Here is a 15,990-nt window from a genome sequence, read left to right as displayed (position 1 = left end):
AGTCGTTGATACTTCGCTAATATTAACGCCCTGTTAAGGTGTGGGCTATGCAATGCCGATGCCCAGACCACCTCAAAAACGAAACGCATAGTAAAAATGCCAAGCATTGCGAATTACTCTTAAGCAGTTTGTTAGGTTTGGCTCAACGCAGTTCGCCAGAAAGTTCTTTCCATGCCTCCTCAGCGGATATAGGCAACTTCAGTTGATGCTCTACTTCGGACGAAAGGCTAATAAACCTAGAGCCCAAGTCTTCGGGCTTTACATTAAGTTCTTTACACATTTTTTCTATGTAGCCCAGTACGCCAGGAGCTAAAAAAGCAGATTTAGGGTCGAATGGAGGAAGCATCTTCAATATCTCAGGGTCCTTTGTACCGCAATTATTCGGACCATTCAGATCTATAAAGCAAACCTCAAGATATGTATCCAAAGCTTCAGATAGCTTGCCTTGTTTCTTTAGAACATCTCCCATTCCCAACCGAGCATTGCGATATAGCCCCCATTTATACTCTGATGCTAATTTAGGTAATGAAGCCTTTAATTGCTGCCACTTTACATCTAAGTCTGTTGGGGAATCGATGCCTTGGCTCATGAGCTGATTTTTTATTGCTTCTCTATCGCGATTTTCCGCCAAGAATTGTTCATGAGCTCCATTCTCAATTGCCCACTTTTTTTCTATAAGTTCAATTTGGTCTTCACGCACTAAAACCTTAACTCGTTCTTCAGGACAAGTTCGAACAAATATAAATTCGCTGCAGCTAGGGCATTTTTTCTTTCGTCCTGGCATCTTATCCAAAGCAATACTGCAATGCGGACAAACTGGCTCTTTGTTTCCTACTCGAGGTATCTCTATCGTCTCATTTCCCTCAGTACGACTATTGCCAAACACTCTAAATATCCTAGATAAGAAACTCATAACTTTCCCTCAAAAAGTCTGACGCCCGCTTAAGTGGTGAGCAACGCTACCACTGCATCCAATCATGCGCCGTAAACACAAAAGCTAAGTAAAGCAAAAACCGCCGAGCGTTGCGAATCCATCTTAAAGCGTTTTTTATGTTTATTCTGGCATAGACTCAATATATTGCTTTGTTAGCACGTCACTAACTATCCAATTACTAACGAGCTCTATCAAAACCTTTAGGTCACTAATATCTTGAGATGCCCATTTACGAACATAGTGCGCTTCATCGTTCCCTAGCCAAGTTGCTCTTTTTGCACAAGCTATAACATTGGCATCTTTTACAAATGATGTAATGCAGTTCATGAGCTGTACTTTCTGAATTGATTCACTCTTTTCGGGATTTGCATGAACACAATAGTCTTTAATTAAGTGTTCTAAAGCTTTTCTGTAGCCAATACCACAAACCTGACTCAGCCCTAAGTTTTCAGCATGAGCTGCTTGACTGAATATTTCTACAAACAACGGAGATATATTCTCTATTTCTTCGTGTTGTGCTACCGGCTTTAAACCTGTCGGCACTACCTCAGAAAGACTATAGAAACCATTAATAGCTCCCTCTGTTTCTGATTTCATAGAGTATCGGGCTATTATTAGCCTCTTACACATTTGGGCAGGGCACTGAAGCACCCACTCAAATTCAGTTGCCATCATATATTTAGCATTTTGAATCCAGTTCACTAAGCCTGTATCTACAGGCTCAATTTGTGCGCCACATTCTGAGCACGATGATACAAACTCATTGATTCGAATATTCTTATTACCAATATTGGCTTGATGTATCATACTTCTCAATTTCCTCGATAAACATAACTGTTAAGTATTTCAACGAGCACGCGCGTTCAATATTCTTATGCTGCCAAATCAACCCATTGATTTTTTGTGCATTTTCGTTGGCGTGGCTATATAACACCAATAGTCGCGCTTGCTGCCTTTGCCGGCATGTCCGCTTTGGGTCGATAGCAGACCTAACCCTACATTCTCTCGCGGCAACTTTTTTGAAAGTTCAGGCCGGTGTGGATAACCACGCTCGCACAGTTCGATTGCGTTGCGGGAATCAGTAATCAAGGAATCGCCAGCAAGGTTTCGCACCCGCAGGAAATGCGAATGAAAGGTAATGCGAGGTTCGGTGTGATCGGCCATCGGCAGTTCCCTTGCGAATCGGCTGATCCATCAGCCTAGAACGAGGGAGTCAGAATGTCACCGTTTGGCGACAATTTCACTTAGGCTTTTGATCAACGTCAGTCTCATGAGAATAGCCCGCGCAACATCAACCGAGGCATCGGAAGCTTTGCGCTAACGCCACTTGCGCATCATGAGGGTGGCGATAATGGGCTGTGGAAGATTATCGGGATGAGCAAGGCGCAGTGCAGCGGCGCCGCTGACGCGGCACATCACGGCGTATTTTCGAGTTCCATATGCAGCAATGGGTAGGGCTTATCCAGGCCGTCGAGCGGGGAGCGGTCGGTGACGGAAAACCCCTTGTGCCGGTAGAAGCCCAGCGCCTGTGGGTTCTGTTCGTTGACGTCTACCTTGGTGGCGCCCTGGGCTGTCACCGCGTCATCCAGTAGCAAAGAGCCGATGCCCTCCCCGCGGGCCTGCGGTGCGATGAACAGCATCTCGATATTGCCATCGTGCACGCCACAGAAGCCTAGGATTTCACCACCCCCGTCTTTGACGCACGTTAAATCGACCGCGCCGAAATACTGCTCGTAAATAAGCGGCTTCAGCTCCAGCAGGTCCTGTTCGCGCAAGAAATCATGGGTTGCCCTGACCGATGCCTCCCAGACATCCAGCAACTCACGATAGTCTTTTTTCCCTACGCTCTCGACGTTCATCAAACATTCCCTTGTTGCTTCTTTTACCGCTACTGCGCCAATAAAAGACGCCATGCCGCCTGCCGGTGTCAAATAATGGCGGAGCGCAGCCAAGCCGACGCGCGCGTCATGCGTCCCCCAAGAGCTGACCCGCGAACGCGTGGAACGCAGGCGTCTCGTAGCCGCGCCGCCACAGCAAACGAGTGGTGATGGTACCCATCTCCAGCGTGGTCAGGTCATCCGAAACGCCGCTCAGCTCCAGCACGCTGCGAGGCAGCAGGGTGACGCAGGCGCCCGCGGCCACGGCCGCCACCATCGCGTGGTAGGACCCGAGTTCCTGGATGCGCCACTCGCTTCCGGCGACGATGCCGAGCCGTTGCTCCGCCATAGCCCGATACGTGCAGCCCGGCTTGAAGGCCGCCAGGGTGCGGGTGCGAATACGGGTGCTCAGCTCCGCCGTCGAGTTGGCCCCGGCATCGGTGGGCGGCAACAGCAGCAGCAGCGATTCCTCCCATACCAGCGCGCTTTGCAGCCCCATCTCGATCAGGGCTTTCTCATTCTCGAGCTCGGTGGGCAAAGCCACGAAGGCGCAGTCCAGCCGCCCGTCGCGCACCTCTTCCACCAGCAGGCCGGTGGGGCCGGTGCTGACCTCGAGCCGGGTCGCCGGATGGGCGCGGTTGAAAGCTGCCAGCGGCGCCGGCAGCCGGCTAGCCGCCGTGCTCTCCATACTGCCGATACGCAGGCTGCCGCCACTACCGGCGCCCACAGCCTGCCGGGCCTCGTCCTCCAGCGCCAGCAGGCGCTGTGCGTAGGTCAGGAAACGCTGGCCCGCCGTCGAAAGCGTGATGCGCTTGCCGAGGCGAATGAACAGCGCCGCGTCCAGCTCCGCCTCCAATTGCTGGATGCGCGTCGTGACGTTGGAGGGGGCACGCCCGAGCCGCGCGGCGGCGCGGGTCACGCTCAGCTCACCGGCGACGGCCTCGAATATTTTCAGGGTTTCCAGGTCCATATGATTCGCCTTTTGGAATCTATTAACCTATTTTATTCTTAATATGAGAATGAATAAAAGCCATCGTTTCTCGCGCTCGTGGAGGCCGTTCACATGACATCGTCGAATCCCCTGACCGACCGGCTGGGCATCCAGCCCATCATCCAGGCGCCCATGGCCGGCGTGGCCACGCCGGAACTGGCGGCAGCCGTGTCGAATGCCGGCGGCCTGGGCTCCCTGGGCATCGGCGCCAGCGGCGTCGACCAGGCCCGGACGATGATCGAACAGACCCGGGCGCTGACGTCACGCCCGTTTAACGTCAACGTCTTCTGTCATGCACCCGCACAGCGCGATGCGGCCCGGGAGTCGGCCTGGCTCGCGTATCTGGCGCCGCTGTTTCAGGAAAGTGGCGGTGAGCCGCCAGCCGAGCTCGATGAGATCTACCGCAGCTTCGTGGAGGATGATGCGGCCTTCGCGATGCTGCTCGAGACGCGGCCCGCCGTGGTCAGCTTTCACTTCGGCTTGCCGTCCGAGGCGCGAATACGCGCGCTGCGCGAAGCCGGCATCTACACGCTGGCGACGGCGACCAACCTGCAAGAGGCTAGAGCTATTCAGGCGCGTGGCGTCGACGCGATCGTGGCCCAGGGCTATGAGGCGGGCGGGCATCGCGGCTGCTTCGATCCGCAGGCCGAGGATGAACGGCTAAGCACGTCTGTGCTCGTTCGCCGGCTGGTCAGCGAGACGACACTACCGGTCATCGCGGCCGGCGGTATCATGGACGGCCAGGGCATTCGCTCTGCCCTGGCGCTGGACGCCTGTGCCGCCCAACTGGGAACTGCTTTTATCCTGTGCCCCGAATCAGCAGCCAACGAAGGCTATCGCTCGACCCTCAAGAGCGAACGTGCCGAAATGACCCGCATGACGTCGGCGCTGTCGGGGCGGCCGGCACGTGGCATCCTCAACCGCCTGATTCGCCATGCCGAAGCCACACCCGAGGTAGTGCCGCCCGCTTACCCCGTGGCGTACGACGCGGCCAAGCGGCTCAACGCGGCGGCGGCCGGCCTCGGCCATCATGAATTCGCGGCGCACTGGGCCGGACAGGGCGCGCCATTGGCGCGCGAACTCCCCGCCGGCGAGCTCGTGAATCGGCTGCTTCAGGAATGGCGAAACGGCACCTGACGTCATGGGCACGGTGAACGCCTGAATACGATGCGGCGTTGGCTTCGAGGAGCACGCCTAGGGTGTAGACGGCAGGCGGAGGCTATAGGATGGGCAACAACCCCTCGGCATCGAGTTCAAGGAGGCACCATGCCTGCCACCCGCACGACCTCGCCGGTCCTGGAACGGGCCCACCTGGTGTGGGATCTGTTCATCATCGCGCTGGTGATCGTCAACCTGTCGCTGCTGCTGTTCGATAGCCTCTTCCTGCTACCGCCGCTGAATGCTGCCTTCGAGGCCGTGGCACCGGGCCTGCATGGCGCTTATGAACAGAACATCCACGCCAACTTCCTCAGCATCGACCTGGCATTCGTGAGTATCTTCTTGCTCGATGTATTGCTGGGCTGGGCGGTGGCCATCGCCGAGCGGCACTACCACCGCTGGTTCTTCTATCCCTTCGTACATTGGTACGACGTGCTGGGCTGCATCCCGCTGGGTGGCTTTAGGTTGCTGCGTATCCTGCGCGTCATCTCGCTGCTGCATCGGCTGCAACGCATGGGGCTGATCGATGTGCGGCGCTGGTATCTCTACGGCGTGGCCGCCAAGTACGTGGATATCCTGATGGAGGAGCTGACCGACCGTATTGCCATTCGCATGCTCGATAACGTGCAGCAAGAGCTGCGTTCCGGCGATGGTCTCTCATCTTCGGTGGTCGAGCGTGTGGTAGAGCCCCGCAAGCAGGCGCTGATCCGCGAGGTCAGCCAGCGGCTGGAGGCCATGGCGGGCGATGCCTACACCAACAATCGAGACGACACCCTGCGCTATGTGCGCGGTCTGGTCAGCCGCACCCTGGCGGAAAGCCCAGAGCTCAAGCGGCTCTCGCGGCTGCCGCTGGGCAGCCAGCTAACGCGCGGCCTCGAAGGGTCGATTTCCGATCTGGCCTGCCACCTGATCGACGAGGCGCTGGCGGGGCTGAAGTCGGCGGAGTTTTCATCGCTGGTGGAGCACCTGGCCGAGAGCGGCTTCGATGCCTGGCTGCGCACCGATCCCAAGACCGAACAGATCACCGAGCAGGTGCTGGTGGATATGCTGGAACTGCTCAAGGAGCAGATCGCGGTGAAGCGCTGGCAGCAGCATTACGAATAGCGATGCGGCCTGACCTGGCGAGCGTGGCATGGCCGCGTGCCATCGTCACGCCCGCGGTCAGGCGCCCACGTCCAATTGATCCCAGCCGTAACGGTCGACCAGTATTTTCAGTTGGGGAGGCCTATAGCTGGGGTCGGCTTCGTAGCGGCGCCTGACACTGGGATGGATGAGGGTGGGCTTGTCTGAGACGATCAATTCCCGCTGCAACGGGGGCTTCAGCCGATAGACGTGTTTGCGGGATTTGTGGAGCTTGCCCTGCTCCCCTGGCGTTAGGCTATCCCGTAGATGCCGCTCCACCATCAGGCCAGCACCTTCGGCTTCGGTTAGCATCCACTCGAGGGGCGTATCAGAGGCGCGAATGCCCGTTTCCTTGTCTGGCGGGTAGGAGCCCCCAACGTCGGTATGCACGCCGGCAAACCAGACCTGCTTCATGTCGACCCCCGCTCTGGGCAGCCAGATGGTGGGCTCGAAGTCTTCGCGCTTCTCATCGATGGCCAGGGCCTGTCGCACTATCGAGGCGTTGGCACCGATCTTGGTATCGTAGAATTCGTCATCCCGCTCGAAGAGCCCCATCAGGCTATGGGGAATGCCCAACGCGCCTACGGTGTCCCAGGCGCCGATGAAATGCACCTGCCGCGACGCATGGCTATGGCGGGCCCGAAACGCCATGGCGGCTTCTCCGCGGGGATGGTTCTTCGCGCTGGGGCTCTTGTAGATCTTCCAGGCTTCTGTCACCAAGCGCGCATCCTGGCGTTTGAGAATGCCGCAGTTGTTGATCAGCCCGCTTATGGCTCGCACGGTGTAGGCACCACGGCTGAAGCCAAACAGAAAGATTCGGTCGCCCGGAGCGTAGTTATGCAGGATATAGCGATAGCCATCCATGATGTTCTTCTGGATGCCCTTGCCGGTCACTCCCGCGCTCAGGCTATCGTGGTATGAGCCAAGCCCCCAGTCGTAAAAGACATGCTGCTTCAGGTCATCGCCTTCCGGCTTGATGGCTCGGGAGAGCCGCAGCACATTGGTGGGAAAGTCCTGTTTCAGGTCATCCTCGGGGCGGTTCCAGGTGCCGTCTGCGCAGACCACAATATTCGCCATCTCCCCATCCTCGCTGGCCACTGTCTCCTTCAGTGTAATTTGCCCATGAAAATCGCCAGTGCCGGTCACGGATCGCGAGTCACCGGTGGCCATTCACTCTCTATCTGCCGGTCGTTTGGTACTGCTGCAGCACTCTGAGAGAATAAGGCCACATTCATCCCGTGCGGCCTTTAATGGTTGGCCTAAAATGGTTGCCCTGCCCTAGCGAATGGGCTCATCGCGCCAGGTCGCTTTCGTGACCCAGCGACCGCCGCGCGGGAACAGTGATAGGAGGTTAGCCATGACGACTAACCCATCGACCATTGCGCCCCTCGATCCCACCCGCATCGCCATCATCGAGCAATTCGGTGGCTCCATCACACCACTCGACCCGCTAGGCGCCGAGGTGCGCGGCATCGACTTATCGGCCCAGGACGCGCCGCCGCAAGAGGTGATCGAGGCGCTCGAGCAGGAAATGGCCAACCGCGGTTTTCTGGTGTTCAAGAACGACACGCCGCTTGAGCCCGATGACTTCCTGCGCGCCAGCTGCTGGTGGGGTGGTAAGGAGCTGCACAGCACCCATGGCGTGCACCCGGCCACCCCCAAGGGCAATCGGCATATCTTCCGCCTGTCGAACGATGAGCGTCATGGCATTCCTGGCGTGGGGCCACAATGGCACAACGACGGCAGCTTCAACCCGGATACCTTCTCGCATTCGGGCTACCACATCATCCGGCCGGCCGAGAAAGGCGGCGGCACCTACTTCGCCCATCAGGGTGCCGCCTATGACGCCCTTCCGAAGGATCGGCAGGCCTACTGGAGCCGCCTCGCCTCAGTGAACTCTTCTTCTGGCGTGGTGCACCCCGTGGTACACGAGCACCCCATCTCCAAGCGCAAGTGCATCTGGCTGCACCTGGGCATGACGGGAGCGGTGATCGAAAAGCTCCCCGACGAGGAGGCCTTTCGTCTGCTGACCGCCGATGAACTGACGCAGCTGTGCCATGAATACAACGACATCCTGAATGCGGGGCTTGAGAACGGCTACGCCGCCGAATTCGAGTATCAGGAAAACGACTGCGTGTTTATCGACAACCTGGCCGTCGCGCATCGGGCGGCTCCCGGCGCCCACCTACCCGCCGAAGAGCAGGGCCTGCGCATCATGCACCGCAGCACCGTTCGCGGCACCCAGGACCTCGCCCCCGGCTTCGGCTTGCCGCAGCATGTCGACATCCATGGCCCCAGCCCGCTGGATGACGGCGTTTGGCAAGGCGGCGGCATCGGCTTTCGCTGGGAAGATGGTATTCCCATGCAAAACTAGCCCACCCTTGCGGCGTTCAACGCAGGGCGGGCTAGTCGGTGTCTCGGATGTGAAGGTGAGCTCTTTGACGTAGCGCTTATCGCTCTTCTGGGCAGCCTTGAGCAGGTAACGCTGACTCAAGGCTGCCCAATGGCGGGCAGGAGACCAGTGCACTGGTCATGCGAAAGAGCGATCACCTGTCCTTGGTATCACTGCTTACTCGCGGCGAGGCGCATCCCCAGAGAGATAAATACAGCGCCGAGGCCTCGGTCCATCCACAAACCGACCTGGCGGTTGCGTTTCAAGAAGTCGCCTAACCGTGCCCCCATCATAATCAGCGGCGGTTCTATAAAGGCGGCCACAAAGATGATCAGGCTGCCATGCAGGAATAGCTGGGCGCCAACGGGTCCGGCCCCTTCAACGACGAACTGGGGCAACAGGGCGAGGAAGAAAATCGCCACCTTGGGATTCAGGGCGGACACCAGCACGCCTTGCCAATAGATCGAGTGCTTGCTTACGTCACCAGCGCCTTCTTTTGAGATGAAGGCATCACCGCGCGACAGCAGCATTCTGATGCCAAGCCATATCAAATAAACCGCACCCACCCATTTCACGATGGAAAACGCCAACGCGGATGTTGCAAGGATCGCCGAAAGCCCGGCAGCGGCCATCACCACATGCAACGACGCGCCTGTCCAACTGCCCAGCATCGCCACAAGCCCCTTCTGGCGCCCATGGCGCAGGGTCTGGCCCAGAATGAAGGCGATATCCGGCCCTGGCGATAAATTGAGCAATACCGCCGTTGATAAGAAGGCCATCCAGTGAACAACCGTGTAGTCAAACATCCCGCCCTCCCCTGGCTATTTCTGTGCTTATGTCAGCAACAGTAACACCAGTGCTACAGGCTCTGCAGGACGTCGTTCCAGCAGCCGGCTTAAAGCGGCACGATATAGAGTGCACAAACCGTGGGCGGGCCTAATGAGATTAGTGCGACAACGGGCCGGCCTGCTGGACTTGGTGACGACCGCCCACCTTGGCTTTGTATAGCGCCTCGTCAACGCGTCGTACGAAGTCCCGCTCGGCTTCTTCTGGATCGAACGCTGCCACCCCAAAACTTGCACTGATTCGCCCCACGGCCGCGTAGGGGTGTTCATACAACGCCTGGCGCAGCCGCTCTGCGAGAGCCAAGGCATCCTGCAATGAGGTTTCCGGCGTCAGGATGGCGAACTCTTCCCCTCCCCAGCGACTGACGATGTCACTGTCGCGAACCTCGTTTTGCAAGGTCTTTGCCACACCGCGGAGGACGTCATCGCCCACGGCATGTCCGTGGTTGTCGTTAATGGACTTGAAGTGGTCCAGGTCCAAGAAGATTAGTGATAACGGGCGGCTGTAGCGTCGAGCCGTCGCACAGGAGATAGCAAGCCGATCATCAAACCCCTGGCGATTGAATGCCCCCGTCAAGTAGTCCTGCTCGGCGCGCTTGAGGTCGCTGATATCACGAACCATTGAGAAAAAGCCCTGAACATCGCCTTGGGCGTTGCGCACCGGCGTATAGTCCACCTCTACCGGCGTAACGGTGCCATCCGGATGCGTATAGCGATTCTCAAATGTGACTCGCTCGCCTGCCAGTGCCGACAGCATGTAAGGACGGTTTGATTCGAATGCCTCTTGGCCCATGACCTCAGCCACTCGCCTACCGACCAACTGCTCGGTCGGGAGGTTATACCAGCGGTTGTAGGCGACGTTGATCTCGACATAGCGCAATTGATTATCGACGTACGAAATCATAATGGGCAGCGAATCCACCAGCAGGCTGCGCCGGTCGCGCTCACCCTTGAAGAGGCGGGCATCGGAAAGCGAAGAAGCAAGCACGTGGCTTGCCATATTGAGCAGTTGCAGGTCGCCCTCGTTAAAGGCGTGTGGACGACCTGAATAGACCTTGAGCACACCGAAGCAGTGCTCCTGATGGACAAGTGGTACCAGAAAGCCTGAACGGAAGCCGACTTGGTCGGCGGCGTCCCTTGCCACGCGAGTATCCTCATGGGTATCGCGACAGTAAATCGATTCGCCCTGGCGATAGCAGAGGCCGGATAGGCTGCCCGAAATCGGCAAACGTATCCCCGGTGAGCCGGCGACCCTACCGCTGGTGGCGGTATACACCATCTCGCTATCTTCGGGTTCCTCAATCGCGGCGCCATCTGCGCCTGTCACCGCTCGCGCTATATCGGCCACCCGATCGCGCAGCGCCTGTAAATCCAAACCGGCGGTGCTCACGCGGGTCTGGATCTCGGCCAGGGTCTGCAGTTGCTGGCGTTGCTGCTCGAGGTTGCGGATTGCCGACACATCGCGCAGAGAGGCAATGAAATAGCGCGGCTCGCCCTCAGCGGGAAAAGGGCGAATAGTCCATTCCATACGAAACGGACGGCCGTCCTTGCGGTAGTTCACGGCCTCGCCTTCAAGCACTTCACCCACCGAACCCGCCGACAGCCGCTGTCGCAGGGTTTGCATCACGCCGCCGTCGGCTTCCTCGCCCTCAAGCAGCGCTGGCGTTTGCCCCAATAGCTCCTCAGCGGTATAGCCGGTTAGATCAAGAAAGGCGTGGTTAGCGTAAAGGATGGCCGGGCCAGGATGTGCCTGTCGACTATCAGTAATCAGAACCGCTTCACGAACGGTTTCGACGGTGGTTTTCAACAGCTCCTGGTCGTTTATAACGAAATTCATTGCCTGCCTATAGCCTGTCTGGACCGGATTTTGGATGGTAGCACCGCCCATTGAGTACTTGTTCGACAAGGGCTTCCAGGAAGCAGTTTCCTATAGCGATTCGATGCTGTTGCGCGTTTGGCGCTCGATATCGGCTAACAAACGACCGATTGCGGCGTATTTATCGGAAGTTGCGCTTAGAAATTGCGGCCAAGCAGCCATCACTCAGTCTGCTGCGTCACTTTCTTAGTATCAAACGCCAAGCGCCCGGCAATTGCCTGCATTTGCTCAACCGGCTGGTCATAGCTCCAGGCAACGTCGGTAATGCTCGAAAGCGAATAATAGGTGGAATCCCCCTTGAAGGGGCAATGGGTCACGGTGGAGGACGTCGACAGCTGCGACATGTCCACATCCTCTTCCGGGATGTAGTGGCGGTTTGGATAGCCACGCTCACGCAGTTCGATGGCATCTTTCGTGTCAGCGATCAGGGTGTCGTCTGAATAGATGCGTACCCGGCGAGTGTGGGGGTGCAGGGTGATGCGGGCAGTGTTTGCGGTATCCAGCACTACGCAGGCCCTCTGTGAGATTTCGGTAAGCCTCTAGGCTATCAGGATGTCTGCCTCTGTCACCCCGTGCCTTAGCATGGCGTTATCAACTCTCTAGTCGTTACCAACTCTCTAGTTCATGCCAGGCTGATTCAGGAAAAGAGGGCCAAGTCGACTACCTGGTCGATATCCAGATGTATGCCGGGATCGTCGACTTCAAGCGCAACGTAGTGCTCACGATGTGCGCGGATCACATCTTTCGCGCCCTCGTGACGGTTCTTGCCTGCCATGAGGTTGGCAAGCTCAGGCCAGAAAGCGCGGCCGAACAGCACCGGATGACCGGGCCTGCCAGCATGAACCGGACGCAGGATAAGCTCGCGCCCGGCTTCACGCTGCAAGGCCTTCAGTGTGGCGAAACGCAGGGCCGGCATGTCGCCAAGTAGGATGGCGGCAGCCTGAACGTCAGCCAGTTCAGCATCTTGCTCTAGCGCTGCGAAGGCGTCACCAATGCTCGCGCCCAACCCTTTGCTGGCATGAGGCGCGCGTAAAATGGAAGTTGTGGCCGCAAGCCCGAGAGCTCCAGGGTCATCGTCTTCACGCAGCACCACTCTAATGTCCGGGAAAACGGCCGCAGTAGAGGCCAGGGTAGCGGCGAGCAGACCTTGGCCATTCGGCAGGCTGGCCAAGCGCTTGTCGGCGGTGCCGAAACGGCTTGAGGTGCCGGCGGCCATGATCACGGCAACGCTCTTCCTGGCGTTTTGCTTTTCCCTCTGCCTTCCGCTCTGGTCGGTGCGCTGGGTGCCCGGATCGTTGCGCGGATGCGAGTCTGGCGTGGCATTCATGGCAGCTTGGGGGTGTCTCCATCAGTCAGGAATGGCAGGGGCTAGCAGCTAGACTAGCGCGCTGGAGTTTATACTGGCCGAACCGCTGACTAGCGCCAAGCAAACCGTCACCGGCAGGTGAATAGGCGTAGGAGCATTCCTGCACGTATGCTGAAGCCGTTGATACATCAGCAATTACACGAACACCATGACATCGCCCACAGCGCATAGCTAAAGCATCATCAATGCGTTGCGGGTGACAAACCGACAAGGAGTCATTATGGCATCCTCGACATTCAAGTCGCGACCGCGCGGCGGAGCTTGGCCGGTAAGGATCGCCTGGCTGGGGGTGGTGCTATTGGTGGCCGCGGCGGCGCTGATGGCGGGCTCAGGCAGCGCTTACCGCTGGGACTGGGTGTCGCTTGGCAGTTCGTTCTCGATGCTGCGACAGGGCGCACACCTGGCGATAGGCGCAGGCGCGTTGGGGCTGGTCACAGCGCTGGTTGCGGCCTTCTGTCGACGCTGGCGGCCGGCACTGGTGGGGCTACTGACCAGCACAGCGGTGGTGGCGATGATCGCCCTACCCGCCCAGATGATGCAGCAGGCACAATCGGTGCCGCCGATCCATGACATCACCACCGATCTCGAGCACCCGCCCGCCTTCGAGGCACTGGCCGCAGCGCGGGAAGCCGCTCCCAATGGAGTGGCCTATCCGCAACGCTTTGCCGACCAACAGCGCGCCGCCTATGGCAGGCTGCACGCCATTATCCTTCCCGTACCGATGTCGGATGCCATGGTGGCGGTCGAGGCCACGGTGGCGGCCAAAGGCTGGAAGGTCGCGGCTGCAAGCGACTCGAGGCTAGAGGCCACCGCCACTACGCGCTGGTTTGGCTTCAAAGACGACGTGGTGATCCGCCTGACACAGGAAGCCAACGGGATACGGGTCGACATGCGCTCGGCCTCACGGGTCGGCCAGAGTGACCTGGGTACCAATGCCGCGCGCATCCAAGACTTCCTACACGACCTGGCAGCGCGAGTAGCGGCGAACTAGCCCCAGCGGTGCCACGTCGTAGAGCAGTCCAGGCAACCGGCACGACATGGGTAGCTGGCCGTGGGACACATCGTTGGCCTTGCCATCACCCGGGCTAGGTATGTCACTGTAAATGGTCACCGCCTTGTCGCCTGAACGCGCTATCTTCAAGGTTCTCTATACCGGCAAAAGGAAAGGAGTTTCCCATGAGCGAGAAAAATGCCTACGAGCAGAAGCTGCGTGCCAAGCTGGATGAGCTTCAGGCCGAGCTGGACAAGATGAGGGCAAAAGCCCGCGGCGCCGAGGCCGACGCACGCATCGATCAAGAAAAGGAGGTCGACCGGCTAGAGGCAAAGCGCGAAGAAATGCGCGAGAAGCTGGATGAGCTTCGCAACTCGAGCGACGATGCCTGGGACGACGTCAAAGCCGGTGCGGAACGCGCTTGGGACTCTCTTAGCGATTCCCTGGAGAAGGCGCGCTCACGCTTCAAGTAATCCGCACCCTACTTGCGGTAGCGCCCCGTGTGGCGCTACCGCCCCTCCAGGCGCTTCCGCCACGACAGCCAAGGCCACATCGTGATGCGAATGTAAGCAGCACGAGCATGCTGCTGGCCGCTTCCACCAGTGCCTAAAACCGCTAGGAGCTGCCTTTGTCGGTGGTCCTCTGCGAACCACCGGCTTCTTCGTCTGAAGAGGGCTGGGCCGAGGCGGATGGTGCTTTCTTGGCGTCGGCCTCATCGGTACTTGCCTCTGGTTGAGCAGAGTCAGCATCACCGCTAGTAGCGCTGGCTTCTTCCTCGGCTTCCGCAGCGGCAGCTTCCTCAGCGGCAGCTTCGGCTTCAGCCTCTTCGGCTTCCTCGACAATATCCGCCTCGGGATGCAGCGGCTCGCCCTCTTCGTCTTGCAGCTGGTAGTCGTAGGCGGCCTGGAGGCCGGTGTCTTCATCGCCTTCCTCCTCTTCTGCCTGGGCAATGTAGCCCGGGTAGAAGGGGGAAAGAATGGCGACCAGAATGCCGAGCGCAGCGAGCATGGCGAATGCATTGGCGTAGTCAAATGCATGCACCAACATACCGACAACGGGCGAGCCGGTGGCCTGCCCCACAGAAACGGCCATGAACGGCAATACCGGCCCCACCGACAGTCGGCCAGGCAACAGGCGAATGCCGGTCATCAAGTAGAGGCCCGTCAAACTCATATAGGCCAGGCCGAAGACCAGTGCAGAAAAGGCCGCCAGCAATGGCTGACCTGGACTTGCTGCGAGCAAAGCGAGGCTGGCCGCCAGCATCATCAACATTAGCGCATGGGTGATGGGAGGATTGTTACGGTCGGCCAAGTCGGCCACCACGGCTCCGCCCAAGCCAGCAACACCCACCGCGAACCACAGCCACCCGGTGACGCCTGACGACAGGCCACCCAGGGTGACCACCAGATCGGGCGCGAAGATCCAGTAGGCCGCTGAGACGAAGCCCATAAGGAAAGCGAACAGCGAGAGCCTTATCAGCCGCGACCAGGGTAATTCGTTGACCGGCGGGGGCGGTGCGGCATTCGCCGGCATGATCCGTGATACCGAGGGCAGCAGAAACCATGCGGCGATTACGCCGATGGCTGCCAACACCGCGAAGGAGATATAGGCGAGGCGCCAAGCGCCGGTCAGAAACAGCACCGTGGGTACGGCAACGACCACACCGATGCTGGTGCCCGCATTCATGACAGAACTGACACGCCCGTGCAGCGAACGCCTGACCAGCGCCTGCATGGCCGCCGTGAGCGCCGGCATCATCAAGCCGGTACAAATACCGCACGCAAACACCCCTGCTCCCAGCATCAGCGCACTATTCGACTGACTGATCAACGCCAGCCCGGCGACGCCAAAGGTCCCGGACAGCACCGCCGCGTTGCGGGCACCGAGGTGGTCGGCCGCGAACGGGGCAACCAGCGTGGCCAGCAGAAAGCTGATGAGGGGCAGCGAGCCGATGATACCGATCACGGACGCCGAGAGTTCCAGCTCATCGCGAATGGGCGGCACGAACAGACCAAAGGCAAAACGCGCAAGCCCGAAGCTGATCGCGATCAGCGCTGCACCAAAGAGCGCAAATCCTGTACTAGAAAGCGGCTTCATTCGGACTCCTTTTGGCAAGCATCAACAGTGGCGGCTCTCTGGCTTCAGCGTCCGCGACTGCAGCGCTGATCACCCGCTCTAGTCAAGCAGCATACGCAGCGACCGACTATCGCAGGCCCGACGGTAACAGACTTACTTCCGCCTTGGCCCGAGGCTAAACCAACGATTGGGCTATTGCCCCTGGCGTTAGCCCATGCATCGATGCCAAGCGTGCTCTCTCAGACCCAGCAGGCCCCATCATCTCTTCGTCTAGTGACCGCCAAGGCCCACACCATCTCGCCATCAGCGTGATAGCATGGCCTCGCTTTTATTACCCAGAACACTCCCCGCTTCGGAAGCGG

At 58.8% G+C, this 15,990-nt stretch carries 16 protein-coding genes; 5 read left to right on the top strand and 11 right to left on the bottom strand.

The annotated features are described in order from the left end of the window. Positions 1-142: 142 nt before the first annotated feature. The 5 genes from BLR71_RS17435 to BLR71_RS09900 form a co-directional block, all read right to left on the bottom strand. Positions 143-886 (bottom strand): hypothetical protein, encoded by a 744-nt coding sequence (locus BLR71_RS17435; RefSeq protein WP_139172592.1) that lies wholly within the window; start codon positions 884-886, stop codon positions 143-145. Positions 887-1,054: 168 nt separating this feature from the next. Further along, positions 1,055-1,741 carry a DUF4145 domain-containing protein gene (locus BLR71_RS09910; RefSeq protein WP_092525605.1) on the bottom strand — a complete coding sequence of 229 codons (687 nt, stop codon included), beginning with the start codon at positions 1,739-1,741 and terminating at the stop codon, positions 1,055-1,057. A 78-nt stretch (positions 1,742-1,819) separates the two neighbouring features. After that, positions 1,820-2,098 (bottom strand): hypothetical protein, encoded by a 279-nt coding sequence (locus BLR71_RS17430; RefSeq protein WP_139172590.1) that lies wholly within the window; start codon positions 2,096-2,098, stop codon positions 1,820-1,822. Between the two features lie 251 nt (positions 2,099-2,349). After that, positions 2,350-2,793, bottom strand: a complete 444-nt coding sequence (locus BLR71_RS09905) for a GNAT family N-acetyltransferase (protein WP_092525603.1) — start codon at positions 2,791-2,793, stop codon at positions 2,350-2,352. Positions 2,794-2,899: 106 nt separating this feature from the next. Next, a complete protein-coding gene (locus BLR71_RS09900) occupies positions 2,900-3,781 on the bottom strand; it encodes a LysR family transcriptional regulator (RefSeq protein WP_092525601.1) in 882 nt (293 codons plus the stop codon). Positions 3,782-3,874: 93 nt separating this feature from the next. On the opposite strand from BLR71_RS09900, the gene BLR71_RS09895 reads away from it, so the two are divergent. After that, positions 3,875-4,939, top strand: coding sequence for an NAD(P)H-dependent flavin oxidoreductase (locus tag BLR71_RS09895; protein WP_092525599.1), 1,065 nt, complete (start codon positions 3,875-3,877; stop codon positions 4,937-4,939). A gap of 129 nt (positions 4,940-5,068) precedes the next feature. After that, positions 5,069-6,064, top strand: a complete 996-nt coding sequence (locus tag BLR71_RS09890) for an ion transporter (RefSeq protein ID WP_092525597.1) — start codon at positions 5,069-5,071, stop codon at positions 6,062-6,064. A gap of 57 nt (positions 6,065-6,121) precedes the next feature. On the opposite strand, the gene BLR71_RS09885 is transcribed toward BLR71_RS09890, so the two are convergent. Continuing rightward, positions 6,122-7,159 (bottom strand): DUF2235 domain-containing protein, encoded by a 1,038-nt coding sequence (locus tag BLR71_RS09885; protein WP_092525773.1) that lies wholly within the window; start codon positions 7,157-7,159, stop codon positions 6,122-6,124. A 280-nt stretch (positions 7,160-7,439) separates the two neighbouring features. Between BLR71_RS09885 and BLR71_RS09880 the strand changes: the two genes are divergently transcribed. Further along, positions 7,440-8,456 (top strand): TauD/TfdA dioxygenase family protein, encoded by a 1,017-nt coding sequence (locus BLR71_RS09880; protein WP_092525595.1) that lies wholly within the window; start codon positions 7,440-7,442, stop codon positions 8,454-8,456. Between the two features lie 188 nt (positions 8,457-8,644). On the opposite strand, the gene BLR71_RS09875 is transcribed toward BLR71_RS09880, so the two are convergent. The 4 genes from BLR71_RS09875 to BLR71_RS09860 all read right to left on the bottom strand — a co-directional run bounded on the left by BLR71_RS09875 (position 8,645) and on the right by BLR71_RS09860 (position 12,522). Then, complete coding sequence (locus BLR71_RS09875) at positions 8,645-9,280, bottom strand: LysE family translocator (RefSeq protein WP_092525593.1); 636 nt, start codon at positions 9,278-9,280, stop codon at positions 8,645-8,647. Between the two features lie 139 nt (positions 9,281-9,419). Further along, the gene (locus BLR71_RS09870) at positions 9,420-11,225 is read right to left on the bottom strand and encodes a sensor domain-containing diguanylate cyclase (RefSeq protein WP_139172588.1); all 1,806 of its coding nucleotides are present in this window, start codon (positions 11,223-11,225) and stop codon (positions 9,420-9,422) included. 131 nt (positions 11,226-11,356) lie between these two features. Beyond that, positions 11,357-11,701, bottom strand: a complete 345-nt coding sequence (locus BLR71_RS09865) for a DUF427 domain-containing protein (RefSeq protein WP_092525589.1) — start codon at positions 11,699-11,701, stop codon at positions 11,357-11,359. 131 nt (positions 11,702-11,832) lie between these two features. Then, complete coding sequence (locus BLR71_RS09860; RefSeq protein ID WP_092525587.1) at positions 11,833-12,522, bottom strand: nucleotidyltransferase family protein; 690 nt, start codon at positions 12,520-12,522, stop codon at positions 11,833-11,835. Between the two features lie 259 nt (positions 12,523-12,781). On the opposite strand from BLR71_RS09860, the gene BLR71_RS09855 reads away from it, so the two are divergent. Then, complete coding sequence (locus BLR71_RS09855; protein ID WP_092525586.1) at positions 12,782-13,552, top strand: DUF1499 domain-containing protein; 771 nt, start codon at positions 12,782-12,784, stop codon at positions 13,550-13,552. Between the two features lie 185 nt (positions 13,553-13,737). Continuing rightward, positions 13,738-14,025 carry a sll1863 family stress response protein gene (locus BLR71_RS09850; RefSeq protein WP_092525584.1) on the top strand — a complete coding sequence of 96 codons (288 nt, stop codon included), beginning with the start codon at positions 13,738-13,740 and terminating at the stop codon, positions 14,023-14,025. A 142-nt stretch (positions 14,026-14,167) separates the two neighbouring features. On the opposite strand, the gene BLR71_RS09845 is transcribed toward BLR71_RS09850, so the two are convergent. Then, positions 14,168-15,649: an MFS transporter gene (locus tag BLR71_RS09845; protein WP_092525583.1), complete on the bottom strand. Its 1,482-nt coding sequence runs from the start codon at positions 15,647-15,649 to the stop codon at positions 14,168-14,170. Positions 15,650-15,990: the final 341 nt, after the last annotated feature.

This window comes from Onishia taeanensis (assembly GCF_900100755.1).
Lineage (GTDB): Bacteria > Pseudomonadota > Gammaproteobacteria > Pseudomonadales > Halomonadaceae > Onishia > Onishia taeanensis.
This window is presented reverse-complemented; position numbering and strand designations above follow the sequence as displayed.